The 18,787-nt window shown below is 47.3% G+C and carries 16 protein-coding genes; 5 read left to right on the plus strand and 11 right to left on the minus strand.

The features are described from left to right. Nucleotides 1-63 precede the first annotated feature (63 nt). A complete protein-coding gene (locus tag BUQ98_RS15430) occupies nt 64-831 on the plus strand; it encodes a substrate-binding periplasmic protein (protein WP_074214665.1) in 768 nt (255 codons plus the stop codon). 72 nt (nt 832-903) lie between these two features. Here BUQ98_RS15430 and BUQ98_RS15435 read toward each other — a convergent pair whose 3' ends face one another. The 7 genes from BUQ98_RS15435 to BUQ98_RS15465 all read right to left on the minus strand — a co-directional run bounded on the left by BUQ98_RS15435 (nt 904) and on the right by BUQ98_RS15465 (nt 11,243). Beyond that, nucleotides 904-2,259, minus strand: a complete 1,356-nt coding sequence (locus BUQ98_RS15435) for a diguanylate cyclase domain-containing protein (protein ID WP_074214666.1) — start codon at nt 2,257-2,259, stop codon at nt 904-906. Between the two features lie 73 nt (nt 2,260-2,332). Next, nucleotides 2,333-3,064: a substrate-binding periplasmic protein gene (locus BUQ98_RS15440; protein ID WP_074214667.1), complete on the minus strand. Its 732-nt coding sequence runs from the start codon at nt 3,062-3,064 to the stop codon at nt 2,333-2,335. A 28-nt stretch (nt 3,065-3,092) separates the two neighbouring features. Next, the gene (locus tag BUQ98_RS15445; RefSeq protein WP_074214668.1) at nt 3,093-4,643 is read right to left on the minus strand and encodes a methyl-accepting chemotaxis protein; all 1,551 of its coding nucleotides are present in this window, start codon (nt 4,641-4,643) and stop codon (nt 3,093-3,095) included. 65 nt (nt 4,644-4,708) lie between these two features. Further along, on the minus strand, nt 4,709-5,446 hold the full coding sequence (locus tag BUQ98_RS15450) for a substrate-binding periplasmic protein (RefSeq protein WP_074214669.1): 738 nt from the start codon (nt 5,444-5,446) through the stop codon (nt 4,709-4,711). A 270-nt stretch (nt 5,447-5,716) separates the two neighbouring features. Then, entirely contained in the window at nt 5,717-7,549 is a 1,833-nt protein-coding gene (locus tag BUQ98_RS15455; protein ID WP_074214670.1) for a M4 family metallopeptidase, read from the minus strand. A gap of 389 nt (nt 7,550-7,938) precedes the next feature. After that, on the minus strand, nt 7,939-9,048 hold the full coding sequence (locus BUQ98_RS17255; protein ID WP_074214671.1) for a M23 family metallopeptidase: 1,110 nt from the start codon (nt 9,046-9,048) through the stop codon (nt 7,939-7,941). A 191-nt stretch (nt 9,049-9,239) separates the two neighbouring features. Continuing rightward, complete coding sequence (locus tag BUQ98_RS15465) at nt 9,240-11,243, minus strand: hypothetical protein (RefSeq protein WP_074214672.1); 2,004 nt, start codon at nt 11,241-11,243, stop codon at nt 9,240-9,242. Between the two features lie 190 nt (nt 11,244-11,433). Between BUQ98_RS15465 and aqpZ the strand changes: the two genes are divergently transcribed. Next, nucleotides 11,434-12,126, plus strand: a complete 693-nt coding sequence (gene aqpZ, locus BUQ98_RS15470; RefSeq protein ID WP_074214673.1) for an aquaporin Z — start codon at nt 11,434-11,436, stop codon at nt 12,124-12,126. A 99-nt stretch (nt 12,127-12,225) separates the two neighbouring features. Here the strand turns inward: aqpZ and BUQ98_RS15475 are convergent, their stop codons facing one another. The 3 genes from BUQ98_RS15475 to BUQ98_RS15485 form a co-directional block, all read right to left on the minus strand. After that, a complete protein-coding gene (locus tag BUQ98_RS15475) occupies nt 12,226-13,542 on the minus strand; it encodes an LVIVD repeat-containing protein (protein WP_254813945.1) in 1,317 nt (438 codons plus the stop codon). Between the two features lie 127 nt (nt 13,543-13,669). After that, nucleotides 13,670-14,587 (minus strand): IS5 family transposase, encoded by a 918-nt coding sequence (locus BUQ98_RS15480; RefSeq protein ID WP_074214787.1) that lies wholly within the window; start codon nt 14,585-14,587, stop codon nt 13,670-13,672. Nucleotides 14,588-14,641: 54 nt separating this feature from the next. Beyond that, nucleotides 14,642-15,049 carry a hypothetical protein gene (locus BUQ98_RS15485; RefSeq protein ID WP_074214674.1) on the minus strand — a complete coding sequence of 136 codons (408 nt, stop codon included), beginning with the start codon at nt 15,047-15,049 and terminating at the stop codon, nt 14,642-14,644. A gap of 247 nt (nt 15,050-15,296) precedes the next feature. On the opposite strand from BUQ98_RS15485, the gene BUQ98_RS15490 reads away from it, so the two are divergent. Together BUQ98_RS15490 and BUQ98_RS15495 are read left to right on the plus strand one after the other, a co-directional pair. Beyond that, the gene (locus BUQ98_RS15490; protein ID WP_074214675.1) at nt 15,297-15,719 is read left to right on the plus strand and encodes a GNAT family N-acetyltransferase; all 423 of its coding nucleotides are present in this window, start codon (nt 15,297-15,299) and stop codon (nt 15,717-15,719) included. Nucleotides 15,720-15,839: 120 nt separating this feature from the next. Continuing rightward, nucleotides 15,840-16,346 carry a GNAT family N-acetyltransferase gene (locus BUQ98_RS15495; protein WP_074214676.1) on the plus strand — a complete coding sequence of 169 codons (507 nt, stop codon included), beginning with the start codon at nt 15,840-15,842 and terminating at the stop codon, nt 16,344-16,346. Nucleotides 16,347-16,648: 302 nt separating this feature from the next. On the opposite strand, the gene BUQ98_RS15505 is transcribed toward BUQ98_RS15495, so the two are convergent. Beyond that, nucleotides 16,649-17,881 carry an ISL3 family transposase gene (locus BUQ98_RS15505; RefSeq protein WP_074212231.1) on the minus strand — a complete coding sequence of 411 codons (1,233 nt, stop codon included), beginning with the start codon at nt 17,879-17,881 and terminating at the stop codon, nt 16,649-16,651. A gap of 415 nt (nt 17,882-18,296) precedes the next feature. Between BUQ98_RS15505 and BUQ98_RS15510 the strand changes: the two genes are divergently transcribed. Continuing rightward, a complete protein-coding gene (locus tag BUQ98_RS15510) occupies nt 18,297-18,713 on the plus strand; it encodes a VOC family protein (protein ID WP_017045395.1) in 417 nt (138 codons plus the stop codon). The last annotated feature ends 74 nt before the right edge of the window (nt 18,714-18,787 follow it).

An 18,787-nucleotide genomic window follows, 5' to 3' on the forward strand; every position in this document is an offset into this window, starting at 1 on the left:
TAAGGTCGCGTTATGGAGAATATCGTCAATACTTAAGGTGAGTTTTCCTAAAAGGAGTTCACTATGAAAATAGCGATACTTTCTGCAACAGCCCTTGCTGGTACGCTGTTATCGGCACCAGCTCTCGCTTTAGATACATCATCACTTAAAGCCTGTGGGGATGGTGCTGGTTGGCCACCTTATACGTTTGAAAAAGGCGGACAAGTCCAAGGCTATGATGTCGATGTACTGAATGCGATATTCTCTGATAAGGGCGTTGGTGTCTCTGTAGCAATGCCCCCTTGGAAACGTTGCGTTCTGCAAACGAAGGCTGGTAACTATGATATCGCTCTCAGTGCTTCTTTCAGTGAAGAGCGGGATAAAGACTTTATCCTTACCGACTATTACTACACGCTTCAGCCCAGTTATATTTATTCGACAAACCAACACCCCAATAGCTTAAATATTAGCTCGGTGGATGATTTGAATGACCTGAGAATGTGTGGTCTGCTTGGCTATAACTACACAGGTTTTGGTGTGGACGACAGTAAAGTGAGAAAGTCAGCGAAAAGCTTCGAGCAATTAGTGCAAAAAACCGAAGCTGGACGCTGTGATGTTTTCTTGGCGCGATATGAAATACTGGCTGGGTTTAAGGTTGCCAAAGGCACTGATTATCTCGCCGGTGGTATGCAAGCTGAGCCTATCCCTGGCAATAGTGGTGATAAGTTCCATATGATGATTTCTCGAGAGCACCCTGAATCTATGGAGATTAAAGCGGCGATTGATGAGGGGGTTAAATCAATGCGCGAATCCGGAAAGTTACAATCTATCCTCGACGGTTATATTAAATAACCGCAACGTTAGGTTTATCGCCAAAAAAAGAGGTGTTGAGACACCTCTTTTTTGGTTGTGAGTTGCGTGAATTTAACTAATCGCATTGATAGATGGTTTTTGCTTTTGATTGCTGGATTTGGCTCGGTACATATCTTGATCCGCGGCCGCCATCAATTCATCGAGATCACGAGGAGATTGATGATTAAACAATGCACAGCCAATGCTGAGCGACGGATAGATATGGTAGCGCTGCCATCGACATGCGGAGGCCTCGACTGTTTTTTGCAAGCTATTGACTACCTTGCCAACATCGTTAGGGTGCACATCTCGCAGTGCAACAATAAATTCGTCACCACCCATTCTTGCGACCAAGTCTGACGAACGGGTACTTTTATTTAGCGCTGATGCTACATGGCTAAGCAATGTATCGCCCGCTTCATGGCCGTATGCGTCGTTAACCTTTTTAAAATCATTTAAGTCGATATTAAGCAGCGCAAAGGACTCTTTTTTCTCTTGTGTGAGTGAATCAAGTTTCTCGATCGCGAACCGCCGGTTCGGAAGTTGAGTTAACTCGTCGACGAGTGCTTGTTTTTTCGCGATGAGAAAACTGCGATAGAAAAGTAATATCAGGCCATAAATAACGATAAAAATGCCTGCGCTGATCGCGTAAATCATAATACCTAGACGCACGATTTCTGGCGACTGTTTGAGGGTGTATTCGACAGAAAGTGACCATTCGCCATTGGGTAGAGAAATGGGGACCATAAAGTCGGCATCGGCGATAGTGGACTGGGAGCCATAAAAATAATCCAAGGTTTGACTGTTTTTTATCGCGACATTGGCATCAACGAGATCATAAAGCCCAACTTCGGCAAACATTTTTATGTGATCAATGACGATACTGACTCCACCCCAATAATCTGTCGACTCTGTGGGGGAGGAGAAGATAGGGAAACGAGCAATAATCGCTTGACCACCTTGAACGAGGTTAATGGGCCCTGCGATATAAACGTCGCCAAGATTTCGAGCTTTTAATACCGTACGGTATTGGTCTGGACGAGTGCGAAAGTCTAATCCGATTGCAGCTTGGTTCCCTTCGAGAGGGTAAACATGGCTGATAATATTATCGGGCGCTAGACCCACATTGCGGACATAATCTGCCTTGTCTAGGAGTTTTTGCGCCACACTGTCCCAATTGACCATGGCAAACTCTGGATCAATCGTCACTACGGTCGCTAAGCTATCAGCGACATAGGTATCGTGATATATCGCTGCCTCAATCCGGGAACGTATCAAGGAGGCTTTACGATTAATGTCCTCTTGCTCTTCTTGGATGACTCGGTTGACGATAGTGTCGCCAATGAGAGCCGTCGCGCTTACCGCAGCAACCACATACACGAGCGTAAAAAGGATAAACCAAGTTTTAATGCGGCGAGGTAAAACCATATTGCTCCAAGCTAAAAAAGGGGAAAAGAACCATTCTTTTCCCCTTAAGCATACTCAATATTTTTATATGCGATCAGTTTATGCCATATTTTTTCAGGATTTTTTCAAACGTACCATTCGCTTTTATTTCATCAAGGCCTTTGTTGTATGCATTGATAAACATCTGGCTGTCTGGGTTGGCCTTTCCACTGGTGACATGCAAGGGGTTGGTTGAGAGCGCTTGGTCAGTAAAGGAAAACTGGTTGCTATCAAGCCCTTCTTCTTGCATCACCGATTGGGCCACGATTTTATCTTCCAAAGTCAAGTCGACTCGGCTAGCGAGTAATTTTTTCAAATTGGTTGCTAGGTTATTTGCTGCAGGTTTATCAAAGTGGCCAGCCTCTAAAAAGGCATCACCGTAGCCATAGTCGCGGACAATGCCAACGACCTTTCCTTGCAAGTCATCCAAACTCGAGAACTGAAAGTCGTCATCAGCGCGTTTGATAAAGGTTAGCTGATTGCTCATATAGGGCTTGCTGTAACGCAGAAATTCAGTCCGGGCCTCGGTGTGCCACGTCGCAGGAAGCAAGTCGATAGTGCCTTTGCTGACTGCATCAAGCGCGCGAGCCCATGGCATATTTTTAAAATCGACCTCGTAGCCTTGGGTGGCCATCGCCGCTGTTACCAACTCAACAGAAATCCCCGGACTATTAGGATCCGTAGTCACAAAAGGCGGCCAAGGGTCTTGTGCCGCTGTTAGTGTCCTTGCCATTGCACTGGGCGCGAGTAACAGTAATGCTAAGCCAACGGTAAACAGCTTTTTCATATTCTCTCCTTGTTGTTATTCCTTTTGATTACGTCTTAAATTTTCCCATTTGTCCTTTGATGTCTTCACTCAGGGTAAGCACTTTGTCGGTACGTTCAGCGTTTTCTTGTGCACCTTCCGTGACGTAATTCGTTGCCTCTGAGGCTTCGTTAATGGCTTGGCTCACTTCATCAATCGCCTGACGTTGCTCATCAGTGGCTTGCGAGATTTGTCCGCTACGTTCGGAAATATCCGTGATGGTTTCGCGCACTTGGCTCACGGATTCTTGTGATTCAGACACGCGTCCTGCGGTGCTCTCGAGAATGCTGCCGATACGATTGATTTCTTTTTCCACCGACTCGGTTGCATCACTGAGTGATTTAATATTGGACTGTATTTGTTCGGTAGATTGGCTGGTTTTTACCGAGAGGCTACGTACTTCATCAGCCACTACCGCAAAGCCGCGGCCCTGTTCCCCTGCGCGTGCTGCCTCGATCGCCGCATTCAGTGCCAATAAGTTGGTTTGTTCGGAGATATCATTGATAACGTTCACGACGTCCGAAATTTTCTCGCCTTCTTCCAGCAGCTTGTGCATTTCTGCGTTGACGTTTTCCATCTCAGAACGCATGTTGATGATCTCAGAGGCTGAGCGCTCAATGGTCCCGTATACTTGATTAACGAGTTCGGTTGCTCCAGCTGAGCGTTCAGCTGCATCATTCGCAGTATCTGCAACAGTCGCAATCGACTGGTTCATCTGAGTTGCCGCGGCAGCAACCGTAGAGAGGCTTTGCTTCTGCTGCTCCAAACGCTCCGCATTTGTCCGTGCCATTTGCCCGCTTTCGGCAGAGACTTCAGCGAGATTAATGGATGCCTGAGTGACTTCATTGACTATTTCACGCAACGAAGAGGTGAAGTGGTTAATATGCTCAGTGATCTGGGCGAATTCTTTGTATTTCGGTGCTGGGATAACGGTAGAGAGATCGCCATCACCACTGGCGAGTTCTCGGACGCGCCCAGTTAAATCGTTGAGCGGTTTAACGACGGTGGCGGTTAATGCCAAAATCAGGAACACAATCATCACAACGTCGAGCACGAGCAGCTCAATGAGGCTTCGGGTGAGGGTCTCGGATAATTCCGCCTCTAGCCTATCTGTGTTGTAAAATACCTGAAGTGTCCCCACTTTGTTGGTTTCACCATACTCAGTAAATGAAAGCTCACTTTCTTCGTTGGGCATGGATTCGTACATCGACTTTTCACCGTCGCCAATGTCTTTCGGTTGGCGTTGTCCCTCGTCATTGGGTGGTCCGAGGCGTAGAAAAACGATGGCAGATCCTTGATTATCCAGTATTCGAACCGCTTTGATATCAGGTGCTTTTAACTCAGCGGAAATCGATAGCTTGGCCGCTTCAAGATCAAAATCCCAAATTGCCTTGGGTAAGCTCAGATTCATTCGGTTAGTGGCGTTTTCCACCGTGGTTTCAAGCGCGCTATTCAGCTCCTGCTTGGTATTTTGGTAATCAATGTAACTGGATATACCCAATACGACAGAAACAGCAATAACCACTTGAGTAACAAATATTGCTTTTAGACTCTTAAACATAGCGCTACTCTTCCGTTTACATTGCCATGCGGCCAACTGCGGCCACTGTTCTCCTAACGCGAAAACTATTCACCTAGGTGTTCTTTCATTATCTGTTCAATATTAATTTTTTTGAGCCCCTCGTTAACAATTTTACGCCATTTTTGGCCCGCTTCATTATCGGCAAATGCGATATGAAGTTGCTTGTCAACAAGTAGCTGTTTGTTCATTTGCAGAGCGTCTTTAACTTTGCGTAGCGAAGGTTCATTCTCTTTAAGGTAATCGAGTACGTTAGCGTCAACGACCGCTAAAGGTATCCGCTCACGGCCCACTTTTTGCAAATTCTGGGTATCGCTAGTCACGTCAGATGACTTAAGGGTGCCGTTAGCGATGAGTGCGTCTAATTCAGGGGTATTAACGTAACCTCGCACGACGCCAATAGTGTAAGAGGTCAAATCATCGAGTGTTGACCATTCGATCGGCTGATTTGTGTTTTCGACAAACCCCAGAGGGCCAGTGCCGATTGGATCGGAAAAAATTAAGTCATCGGTGTCGTAATGGTATTCGGGAAAGTAGCCAGCATATTGGGCGTCATTCTTAACCAGGTACACGGTGCGTGACCATGGATAAAATTCGACGCTGAGTTCATGCCCCATGGCTTCGACAGCCGCACGAACGACAGCAACGGATGCACCTTGCTCGGGTAAGTTTTTCCCAGAGTAGGGAGGCCAGTCGAGCGTTGGCATGGTAAGAACATCGGCACGCACGGGGGTTGTGGTGATTAGCAAGGCTGAGAAAGCGAGTATGAACAGGCGTTTGAGCATAGAGCCTCCGAATGATCTGCAATTCTTTTAAGCGTAGACGAGATAAAAAAACATGAGTGCAGTGATCGTTTCTTAGCCGTATAAGGGCGGGGTTTTATCGTGATAATGTGATGAAAGTTAACAATTTAGCTAAGTTTTTGGCGTTGCAGGTGAATCCAAATAAATCCTACAGAGTCAGAGTTGGTATGTTGTTGTCTTTTTTATTAGTCAATACAGTGTGCTAGCCAGACAAAAGCGCCGCTGTGGCGACAGCGGCGCTTGATCCGAATGTTAATCGCGTACGAGACTGACATTCGAGTAGTTTTGATAACCGCGCACCATTACATGGTACTCAGTGCCTTTTTGTGCGCTGATACGGCAGGTTTCATCATTGCGATAATTGTAAGGGCGACAATCCCAATTGTTCGTAGTGGGTTTGCTGCCCGCTTTCACGTATAGGTCAGCGTCACCGCTACCTCCACTCATGGTGACATTAACGTCGCGGCTGTTATCTACCGTGAAGGTAAAAAAGGTTTCACTACCGCTACCACCACTTAAACCTGTGACCGGTTGGTTGGGCTGGAGCACCGTATCATCACCGTCATCACCACAGCTGGCATTGACACCAACAGTATTAAAAGCGTCAATCACATCTTGTTCGTTGTAAGCGAGGTCTTTGGCTGCTTTTACGACCCCACATGCGCCTTGGTCAAAGGTGCTGCTTGCAGTCCAATACAATTGGTTCGCGGTAGTAAATACGTTAAACCCTTTACGTACATCCCAATCAGCTTTGTTTGCTAAGAGGTAGAAAGCACGGTTATATACGCCGCTTGAATAGTGCACATTCATGCCGTCACGGTACTGGCTGGCGTCATCAATGGATTTGCCATCGCGTGAAGGTTGGTCAAAATAGCGCAGACCACCAGTGCCTTTAAAGATGTCGGCACCGACCACCCAATCGACTTCATCATGCATGTAGTATTCTGCAGCTTCACCGGCAATATCAGAAAACGCCTCATTGATCCCGCCCGACATGTCTGCATAGATGAGACCAGAGTTTTGCTCAGTAAAGCCGTGGCTGACCTCGTGGGCACTCACGTTGATATCGACCAGTGGGTAGAACGTCGATTTGCCATCACCGAATGTCATTGAGCTGCCATTCCAGAATGCGTTTTCATAGTCGTTGCCGTAATGGACGCGCATAGTGAGCTGGAAAGTCAGAGGTGCGGTGTTCATCCAATCTTGGTACATATCAAAAACAACGTTACCGAAATAGTGCGCATCGTTCAGTGCAGAGTAAGCGCCGTTAACATATCTCTCGTCGTTGTAGTTACTGCTATCTGTACACGGGTAGGTGAAGGCAGTGCTGCCTGTGGTACCGTTCTCTAAATCGACCGTTTTCACCTTGTCGTTTTCTAACGTACACGTGGTCCCGGTTTTGTCGATAGGGAGGCCATAATAGTCCGTGCCATAAATATATTGGCCCGTTTTTTCGTTCCCACCAGGACCTGTTCCAACGGCTGTGGCATGGTTAATGCCGTCCCACTGCTCGATGATTTCGCCTGTCTCAGCATCAATCATGTAAAAAGGGCGAGTTGGCTCATCGGCAGCGACAAAGAAATCGACAATGTAAACCAAGCGTGCGTTTTGCGCTTCATCAAGCTTTACCACGAGGCGAGAATTTTCATTTTCAATCGGTGCAGCGGTGAGCGTTTGGTCACTTTGTTTGAAATTAGCTTTAGCTGCTTGCAGTGCTGACTGACTGTCTAGGGCTGGAGAGACCGTCATGATATCTGCCGCGAGGCCTTGGGCCATGGTGCCATATACCTCACTACGTTGGCCTTTTTTCTCGGTGGCAACGACTGCAGTATCAATGATCGGAACGCCTTGGTACGTTTGCTGGTAGCGAACTTTTACTTTGCCGTTTGGCAGAGTCACACGTTTTACTTCTTTAAACCCCAAAGGGTTGGCTGATGAACCTGCAGGTGCATAAACCCCTGTCGGTTGGTCGAGAACTTGGCTGAGCATTGTGTCATCGGTGACGTTAATGAACTCTGCGCTGAGTGCTGGCGTGCTCGCCATAACACTTGAAGCGATAATCAATGCCAATTTAGAAAGTTTCATTTTATTGCCCTAATTGTTGTTGAAAGATTCCTTTCTTCCCAACTGCACAATAGGAAGGCGAACTTGATAGTTCACATACTTAACGTGGCCTATCAATAAACCTATTTACAAGCTCGTCACAACCCATTATGTAAATTAAATGTTACGGAGTGGCTGATAATGAAACAAAAAAATAGGATAGGAATGACATTAACTCGTATTTCTGGTGGGTTTTCGTTCTATAAATAGATAGATGACCACTTTTCTTTACAGAATAAATGACTGTTTATTTATGGGATATTGAGCGCAAATTTTGTGAATGGGTTTGTTGAGTTAAATAAAGACAAAGGTCACTAAATAAGTGACCTTTGTGTTAATTATAGAGGTGGAATATGCATTCTTCCCTCTGATTAAGGATTAGTGATCCGTCGCCACAAGCAGATTTTGCTGCTGGTTTGTGTGTTGGTTAGCCATGTGTAACGACAGTCGTCATCATAACTGTATCGGCCTGTTTGGACGCGATAGCTGCCGAGATTGGTACCTTGGAGTGATGTAAAGCGGCCATTTTTTAGCAAAGAAAAGTGCAAGTGTGGCCCGGTCGAAGACCCTCCTTGGCACAAAGCGACAGACCGCTGGCTGGCGTAGTTGCCAAGCTTGGTATTCTTATCTACCCACTGATTATTACTGACCTGGATCCCATCCATATGGTAGTAGTTGGTCGCCCATCCATTGTCATTGGTCACCCGGACTTGGCAACGCGACATGACAGTGACGTATCCGTCGTGGGCTGCGGTTACGCTGTAGGTCGCTCCTCCCCAACGTGGCCAGTCGTAAGATACGTCTATGGATGATAACGGAAACCCTGAACCGGAATGTGCATGAGGGCCATTAGGGACCCAGGCGTATCCTTGGCGCCAAGGCCATTGCATAAAGTCACTGGGTGGAGCCAACTGCTCAAAAGCTTGTGTTGGAGCAGGCTGGTTCAGGGGTTTCTGTTGCGCGAACCAACGGGTGTAATGTGCCATCCAGCGGCTCCAATCTGTTGGGGCATTGAATGCGCTAATCAGTGTTTGAGTCGCATGATCGGATGACGACTGGGTGTCTGCATGAGGTTGATAAAGCCACGCCGAGAGGGACGAGGCGACTTGCTCGATATTCTGGAGCAATTTGACTTCACTGATCCGATCAAGAGAGTGGGTCGGCGTTATCAAAGAAGGATCATTGGTGATCAGCGTCGTAATGATAATGCGTGGATCGATACCCGATGCGCCGCTCCAATGCATGATAGCCTCGCTGACCGGTGCCCAATGTGGCATTTCCCTCTGAATAAACGCATCGATATCAAAAGGCGTGTGGCGAGGCTGAAAGACTAAATCGCTCTCCGTGACCCATTGGGAAGGGACCCCCGCTTCTTTGAGCACCTTGGCGGGTTGCATTTGAGAGTGGCTGCTGATCAATGTATGGGCGTTGGCCGTACCTGCTACGACACAGAGTAAGGCGAGGTGAGATAGACGTATCATAATTTACGCTCCCTTTGTGATTGCAAAAGAGGTCATCTGCAAAAGAAAGCTTGGCACTGAATGTATAAAAAGCTGTACTTAATGGCCTAATTGAGAGAGTGATGGAGGTGTCGGTGTAATCGTCACGCAAGGTCGTCACAAAGGTGTGAAGCAGGCCAATGGGTGACCTGCCAAATTGTCCCTTTCTTTATTTATGGCGTTCGACGCTGATTCGGTGAATGTGTCTTAGCGGGCGGCGTTGCCTCACTCGGCCAGAATAGAGAAGTAGGTCGTTGTTTTATCTGAGTGAGTACTGCGGTGCGTACCGATTTAATATCCAGTTCACAGTTACGTGAGCGTAGTGCCACAAATAGCGCCAGGCCAAAGCTAACCCAAAGGTTAATAAAACCGATCATCAACACAAAGAACAGACTCGATAAGACCGCTACCCACGAATGGTAATCGCTAATGTGCGCATAGGCTGCATGCGCAGACGAGAAAGCGACATGACGAATATCTAGTGGTATATCAATAAGGTAGCCAAGATAACTGGTCATGCCCAACAGAACACCAAAAATAAAATTGCCGCCTAGTGCACCATAGTTCTCGTGAATATAAAAAGCGATTTTCTCGCGACGTTTAACGGGAATAGTACGAAACATCGGGTGTGCAATTAATCGGTCTTTGAGTTCGATATAGTCCGCTCGGTTATCTAAAATGCCAGTAATAATACCGGACAAAAACAACCACACACCAGCGATGGCCGCATACAACCAAGCGAGGCCACTGAATGGATGAATCGCTGCTTTTTGGTATATCGCTTGGTGGCTGCTGAGTAACGGGCTGTGATAAAAATGGCTAAACAGCAGGCTGACTAATACGCTCACCGTGATCGCGGCGGTAATATTTCCCCACACCGCAAACCATTGCGAACGGTTTACATTGATCAGTAACCGCGCGAGTTTTTTACTGCGGGTACGTCCTTGTTTGTTTTTTTCAACGTGAGCAGCGAAGTTAGCGGCCGTCATCGCAGGTTGCTTGGTGGCAATCGTAAAGTGCAATATATGCACGAGCATAAAGCCAACGCCATAATTTAAACTGACTAATAACGCATTATGTAATGGCGTTAATTGTAGGGTTTCGATATACATTTTGACCCAAGCCAGTAGCGCAATAATCACTCCCGCACCGCAAGCACCTCGCAGGATTTTAAAGTAATCTTTATTTGTCTTGGCGATGTAATGCTCGCCATGATTGCTTTTATTTTGCGTGACACTTTGTGCAAACGTGCGTGTACTTTTACGATAGATAGCGCGAACACTATTGCGCTCGGTCACTGAGGTGAGTAATTGACGCCACAAATTTAACACACAGCGTGCTTTTTGGTGAGGGTGACGGAAATCCAAAATTTGGATCAGTAAGACCATGCGATTTAACGTTTGATCGAGGCGCTCCAACATGTGAGAGGCATGAGCGGAGAAGCCGAGCTGGCTAATGCCGCGTGCACGGATCCGTTTTACCTGCTGCTGGCACTGCTCAATCATCACCCAAAAGTGTGCGGTGTCTTGTCTTGCCATATCACCGGCTTTGATACCCGCGACGAGGTGACTTGTTTCACGCTGCAAGGCAATAAAAGGAGAGTCCACTTCACTAAGTCGGCGATCAATTCGGAGTAATTCAGGGTCGAGCTCTTCTGCCGCAATCCAGATCGACAGCATTTCTAATGAATAGCAGAGCTCACTTTTAATATAAGCACCTGTCGTACGGATCGCATCTTGAGGTGCGGTTTGTACTAATAAGCGATAAAGCTTAAACCAGCACTTGTGTGAAATGGTTTTGACCCAAGCTTTGTCCTCACCGCCGACAAAATAACTCAATAGATCATTGATGTCGTTACAGCGTTTAGGAGGGGGGTTTACCTTATTATAAAGGCGACGAAAAATTTCGCTAACAAGGCCGTTTTTAGAAAAGATCCCCAGCTGCACAAACGCCGGTGAAAGCTTTATTTTTTTCGCTTCATTACACACGCTACTGGCAAATAACGCCGCTTGAGAGGGAGAGTTGGTTAAGGCTAAAACAAGTTGCTCAAGACGCAGCTCTGCGCGTTCAGGCTCACCTTCACGAAGATAAGTAAAAAATACATCAAGGCGCTCTGTGTCATTGGCACAGAGCGAGAAACCGTCTATCACTTTAAAGGCCGGTGTAATCGCAGGCATAGATCAATTTTCTTATCAGTAGATAGTCAACGCTCGCGTAGTCTACAAGAGGGAGTGAATAGGGGGAAGCAAAAGCGCACCTGGATGCACTGTGATAGAGGAATACAGCGTTCATTGCTCTCCAATATCGTCAATCTGCACCTATACTCATCACATTGTTAGTCATGCGAGTCAAAAAAAGGAGACACGGATGAATAAGTATGGTGCAGAGTTTTTTGGAACGTTTTGGTTAGTACTAGGCGGTTGTGGGAGTGCAGTGCTAGCGGCAGCGTTTCCAGAGGTGGGGATTGGGTTGCTCGGCGTATCGCTCGCCTTTGGTCTTACTGTATTAACCATGGCGTTCGCTATTGGCCATATTTCTGGCTGCCACCTTAATCCAGCAGTGTCTATTGGCCTATGGGCGGGAGGACGTTTTCCCGCTAATCAACTGCTCCCTTACATTATTGCCCAAGTCTTAGGTGGTTTAGCGGCTGGTGGCGTGTTGTACCTGATTGCGAGTGGACAAGCCGGATTTGATGTCTCGAATGGGTTTGCGGCGAATGGTTATGGTGCGCATTCACCGGGCCAGTACAGCTTAACGTCTGCGCTGACCTCGGAAGTGGTGATGACTATGATGTTTGTGGTGGTGATCCTCGGTGCCACCGATCAACGCGCCCCTCAAGGTTTTGCACCGATTGCCATCGGGCTGTGTTTGACACTGATCCACCTTATTAGTATTCCAGTGACCAACACCTCGGTGAATCCGGCTCGTAGTACAGGTGTCGCGCTTTACGTGGGCGATTGGGCCACCGCACAATTGTGGCTATTCTGGGTTGCCCCCATCGCTGGCGCAATATTAGGTGCGTTGGTGTATCGGTTTATCGGTAGCGAGAAAGAGTCATGAGTTTGGACCGACGCTCGACGGCGAGCAACACTAAGCGTAGTGACTGAAAAGGTGTCGCCAGCCAGCCGGCGACACCTAAGCCATTTATATGAAAAGCATTTATTGAGAGTCACGCGCACCGGCAGAGCGGGGTGGCCAGGGTTGCTCTGGTGGTGCAAAGGAAGGCTTGCCTAACACCGGCGAAGAGAGCACGTAGATCCCGTGATTAGTAAATAGCCAAAACAAGTTGCGGTCATATTCCACATAGGCACTGTGTGATAAGTTGCCCATCGCATAACTGGCAACTTCATCTTCCTTGAACGGCGGCACGAAGTACGCCGCAATTGCAGGTTGTTGTGGGTCACGAACATCGAACACCTGCAGGCCAGCGTTATAAAAATTATAAGGAAGAATACCTTGGCGACCGATGCCGGGCTGGGTGTAAGCACCGGTACGTTTCGGCCCGAAGCTACCGCGACGTTGACAAAAATCCGTAAAAGCAGCCTCTTTCGGTGGGATTGGACGTGGTAACACGCCGACCTTTTTCGGCTGCGCGGGATCCGACACATCAATAATATGCACGTCTTTATAGGGTTCAAAACACTCTTCATTAAGCGGATAACCGCTAAAGTAGACGAGGCCTGTTTGTTCGACTTGGGATACATCAATAAAGTCGCCCTCCGTCCCCGCTACGCTGGGCTCAAACTCAAGGTGACTGACCACTTGCATCTGCGCTGGATTGGAAATATCGACCACATAGAAACCGAGCCCGCCCATCGCGGCATAGCCATATTTCCCGCCTTCTTCGATCGGTGTCGGAATAAACAGCGACATACGTGCGCCCATCCAAGAGGTACGATTCCCTGCGCGAGGGTTGTTGAGATAGGCCTTTTGATGCGCGGGTTCGTTAAGAATTTGCCCCGGCACTGCCAATTGATCCATCAATACTGGACTGGCCGGATCAGACATATCCCACGATTGATAACCCGCGGAATATAAATCATTGCCATATTCGGTTAATGCATAACTGGCATCGGGTGCGGCCGCAACAATCATGGTCTTCCCCCCAAACCAAGTGGGAATATCGCGCACGCCCGACCCTTGTTGCTCACCGATTTCCGCCTCTGGGTTATTGATATCGGTGGTTCGCTCTGCAATTAAGGTCCAGTCTTTAGGTAATGGCCCATTCATGTCATACACTTTAAAGCCTTTAAGGTGATCCGGATGGCGAATTTGCGCCACTTTATCGGGTTGTGTGAACTTATCTTCCAGCAAACCAAACCGGCGGATCTCATAGGCTTGAACCATCACGTAATTCTGCCGAGCCTCGCTCCACTGTATGCTGGCTGCACCAAACATCTCGCCCTTGGGGTAGGGGTTCACTTCTTCCCCTTGAGGCCCATTCGGCCCCCATTGCTTACCGCGGGTATATAACAATGTCAGTTCTTTTGGGTTGGTAATATCAAAGATCTTTAAATCGCGCCGAACATACTGATACAGATAACGCCGGCGTTGTTGATCAAATCATTCCCCTAACGCACTGATCCCAATAGGATTGCTCCCATCAATCAACTCGATAGCTAACAGGCATACCGAGTCTTATGACTTTGTTCATCACTTTCACGTTGGCTAATGCTTCGCCAACTTGTGCATTGTAATTACGCAGAGTCAGCTTAGGGCTAAGTAACGTTTTGTATCGGGACATGCCTGTTTCTGACAGAGAGCGTTGGTGATAACCCTCTTCTTGTTTCCAGTCTTCCAAGTTACCCGATTTCAAGGCGCTGACGGCTGCATTGCGAGGGTGGCCGTCCTCCCAGTAACCCGCATTGCTGCGCGGTAGAATGGTTGGTTTGATGCCTTTTCTCCTGAGCACTTGATGGCAGGCTTTTGTATCATAGGCGCCATCAGCACTGACTTGGGCGATGTTTCGGCGTAACGGATTGAGCAGCGTCGGTAGGGCTTCATTGTCGCCGACAGATGCCAAGCTAACAACGGCAGAGATCACTTCATGTGTACTGTCGTCAATCGCGAGATGCAGCTTGCGCCAAACACGGCGTTTTTCCTTGCCATGTTTGCGCATTTTCCACTCTCCCTCGCCGAACACTTTTAAACCGGTGGCATCAATGACGACGTGAGCAACGGGCCCACGACTGGGTAGTCGGTAGTGAACCTCAACCGTCTTCGCTCGTTTACTGATACAGCTGTATGACGGCGATTTTAGCGGTACGTCCATCAGACCAAATATCGAGTCGAGAAAGCCTTGCAGGGCGCGAAGAGGGAGCTTGAAAATACCTTTAACCATCAGCGCGGTTTCAATGGCACCATCGGTATACGTAAAGCCTCTGCCTCGTTTGCCATGATGCTCTTTGCAGTGCCAAGTCTGGATAGCGGTGTCATCAACCCAAAAGGTAATTGAACCACGGTTAATCAATGCTTGATTGTATTGCTTCCAATTGCTGATTTTGTACTTGGCTTTGCTCATCATCTAAGACCTGTTTGAGGCGTTGACGATCTGATCGCGGCTTGGATGATAAGTTCAATGATTTAGGAAACAACGCCGATAACGCCTACCATCAAAATCGACGATATTTTGCCAAGTGTGGAAGGGTTCAACCGTAATAGGGTAATACGCCTCAACTGTCATGTTTTTGTTGTAGGATTGATCATCCCAAGCATCAAGCATTCCCTCGAATGGCTTTGCCTCATAGGCATGATAGGTCTCTTTAGGGTGAACAAACTGGCCCGTTTTAGGGTTCATACCATAGCTGGCGGGATCGGGGTCTTGCGGTTTTTTATTTCCGGTTAAGGCGACAACGTGTTGGATCCACGGGTCTTCAATGCGGTCGCGCTTGCCATCGGCTCCCATGGCAGGTGCCGCTGTGGTCAGCGAAGAGGCAACCAATAGGGCGGATAACCCCCACGGTGTTATATGATTATTCGGCATTTAAACGGTCCTTGTTATGGTTATTTGATTTTTAACCTTATGTGATACTCGCTGCATGGTAAATTGGTTTTATAATCGTAATGATATAATCCCCTGATATCTCACACATTGGTGCTATGGTAAGACTTGGCTGCGTCAATACCCGCATGGCAACCTTGAACAAGGCCAAGCTCCATCGCGCACGTTTCGTTATGGACCTCGCTAAGCTCGGACAGTGTTAGCGGCGTTAGGCTCCAAAAGGGAATATATGGAAATCAAAGAGTACAGTCGTGAATTTTCGGTCGCCTTAAGTGAGCTCTATTTAAGTACGAGGATTTCTACCTTTTCTTGGCTAGACCGCAGTGACTATCGTCTCTCGGACTTTGAACGAGATACTGATGGTGAACGAGTTTTAGTGGCTTTTTTCGGGGAACAGATCGTCGGTTTTATCGCTATCTGGGAGCCAGATAATTTCATCCATCACTTATATGTTTCGAGTGAATACCAAAACAAAAATATTGGAACTCAGCTGCTTGCTGTCGCCAAGTCGCTATGTGGCCGTTTGAGCCTTAAGTGCATGGTGAAAAATGAAAAAGCAGTGGGTTTCTACGAATCGCACGGCTTTCTCAGGATCAATAGAGGCACTGATAGCCTAGGCGACTACTATCTCATGGCCTTGGCACAAACCTAACCATTTAGGTTGGCGCTCTGGGGTTGCAATGAGTTTTAGTGTATACGGTAGAATGATGTAAATTTGAGTGGTGGGTTACTCACTACTTGGTTGGGCGCTAATTCGTGTAAGAGGTTGAATTTGAACATTGAAATAAGGAATGAAGCATTCGGCGACGAGGCGAAAATACATCAGGTTACAGAGCAGGCGTTTTTAAACACACAGCATGCTGATCATACCGAGCAGTTCATTGTGGATGCCCTTCGCCGCGCGGGCGCGTTAACGATCTCACTGGTGGCGCAAGTGGATGGAGACATTGTGGGACATGTTGCGATTTCACCGGTCACGCTCTCAGATAGTACAAGCGGCTGGTTTGGGCTTGGACCAATATCGATTATCCCTGAATTTCAAGGACGAGGCATTGGATCTCAGCTAATGCAAAGATCACTTGCTGTCCTTGAGACAATGGGAGCGTCTGGCTGCACGGTGCTCGGTGATCCTGCTTTTTATGGCCGTTTCGGGTTCACGGTGGTCGATGGGCTGGTTTTTCCTGGTGTGCCCGATGAGTATTTCCAGGCACTCTCATTCTCCGATGAGTTTCCCCAAGGGGAAGTATCGTACCATGAGGCATTTTCTGCCGAGGGTTAACAGAGGCAAGCATAACGACTCCTTGTTGTGGCAGCATCTACATCAAGGGGTCCACCGCCGCAGTACCGTGCCGCCTTCATCACGTATAGCTGCTTTACAGCTCATTGCCCTAATTGTCGCAATCCTCTGATAATGCCAATAAAAGTCTAAAAAATAGCCTCTGCTAACATTTTGGGCAATAAAGTACAGGAAAGCCCTCATTGCTTTGATAAACTGGGCACCAAAATGGAAGGAGAAAAGGTCTGTTAGGTGCCGAAAACTGATCGGCGGTAGCGTGGTAAATACTGGATGGATAAGGCTCTTCATCGTTCATGGTGGAAAGTCATATCAAGCCCCCCAAAATAGAACAGTATCGCTGTCTTGAACCGTTGTTTGTTTCTAAAGCCTTTAGCTCTAAGCTTCATGTATTGGATTTTGGCATTTATAGCTTCCGCCAGGCCATTCGATGCCTTCAGCCGCATTGCATTAAGGATTGCTGGTAAGTGCTTTTTCACTGTCGCCGCTGCTGTCATCAATGGTTTAATTCCACTTGCCTTAACTAAAGCAAGCCACTCTAGCCATTGATTCCTTGCGCTTCTGATCGAACCTCCGTACCAGATTAGTCTTGCTTGCTCTTTGAGCAACCAGCTAAGGCTTGTATCTATCATGAGCTTGGCCAATTTGTTTATACGCTCCCTCAAGCGACCAGTGAGGTTTCTATTTCTTTTGAGCCAGCCATAACGCGTTCTGTAGCACTCTCGTTTAAGGTATGGCGGTAGACGGTTAACCTCTTGCTTGCGAACATCGTCAACAGCTTTGGTGAGCACTTTTGCCACGTGGAAATGATCAACTGCAATCAGGCGTTTAGAGCGTGAGCCAAAGAAGGACTCGGTTGCATTCATAAAAGCTTGGCTCATATCCATCGAGACTGAGCGGACCTGTTGTTTAGCGATGTTAGGCAGCACTCGATAGCAGTTTGCTAAGCTTTGTTCACTTTTACCGTCGGCAACAGCGAGAACTTGGCCCGTTCGGCTCGACATCACCGTGACATAATCATGCCCTCGGCAAAAGGCAGTTTCGTCTACCAACAGATCTTCTACCTTATTTAAATTTCTCCGGGCGAGCCCTCGTGAAACAGCCCTTTTCATTACCCGATCAATGGCTCCCCAACTCAGTCGAAAGGCTTTAGATACAGAGAGAAGAGAAGTGAACTGAAGTGTTTCAATAATCTTTGTCTCAAAGAGTTCGGTATAGCGACTTCCAGGAGATGCCCAAGGAACAGAAACGGTCTGAACCCCATGCTTTGGACAGTCAGCACGTGGAACTTGGGCCTCAAGATATGTTTCGTATTGGCATGTATCCAAATGACGCCATATCCGCTTTCGAGAGTCATGCTTTCTTACCGCTTTCGAGCATGTTGGACAAGCAACGCTTGAATGACTTTCGTACATGATAGTCACGGTAATACGTTGGCTCGTTTTATCCACCTGGACAGAGTCGACAGTCCATGGCGGAATCAGTCCAAGGATCGCTTGATAGAGTGCTGTATCTTTCATCTGATTCAGGGCTCAAGTGCAGAGTGTTTCCTCATTTTCCAATTAATCGGAAAACTTGAAAAGAAACACTTTCCACCACATCCGGTGAAGAGCCATGGATAACCAGCTTATCGGTGGAAGCACGCCAATTGAGTGCACGCTTTGTCGGCGCTCATTCACACTATCCCAGAACGCGAAAGTGGAAAACCAATATAATCAACAGATTAGGAAAGTAGGTGTGGTGATAATGTGAACGTGTCACCGGAGATAGGCGGCGTGCACACTTTCGCGGAAAAAACACAAACCCTAAAAGCGATAAATATTATTTATAACAGTGAGTTAGGGAAGAAAAATTGCGTATAACGGTTTTGGCAAATCGAGCATGCGCACTAATACAATGTTATGCTACCAGTCGAAATCTTCAATAAGGAATACTATGAAACAGAACATTGTCCATATTGCTTTAGTTGTAAAAGATTATGATGAAGCCATTGATTTTTATGTAAACAAACTCAAATTTGAACTTATTGAAGATACTCATCAACCTGAACAAGACAAACGTTGGGTGGTTGTGGCTCCACCAAATTCTCATGGTGTTACGTTGTTACTTGCCAGAGCTTCGAAGCCAGAGCAGCATGATTTCATTGGGAATCAAGCAGGTGGTCGAGTATTCCTGTTCCTAAATACTGATGATTTCTGGCGTGACTTTAAGCGTATGAAATCGATTGGTATTAACTTCGTCCGCGAGCCAACAGAAGAAGACTATGGAACGGTAGCAGTGTTTGAAGACTTGTATGGAAACTTGTGGGATCTTCTTCAATTGAATCCAAGCCATCCAATGGCAAAAAGGTAGCATAACAAACGCTTCAAGAGGGACAGCCAACGCGTGGTGCTCTCAGTTCAAATTAACATTTGTGATTACGGCTG

The sequence above is a fragment of the Salinivibrio sp. ES.052 genome (assembly GCF_900141775.1).
Classification (GTDB): domain Bacteria; phylum Pseudomonadota; class Gammaproteobacteria; order Enterobacterales; family Vibrionaceae; genus Salinivibrio.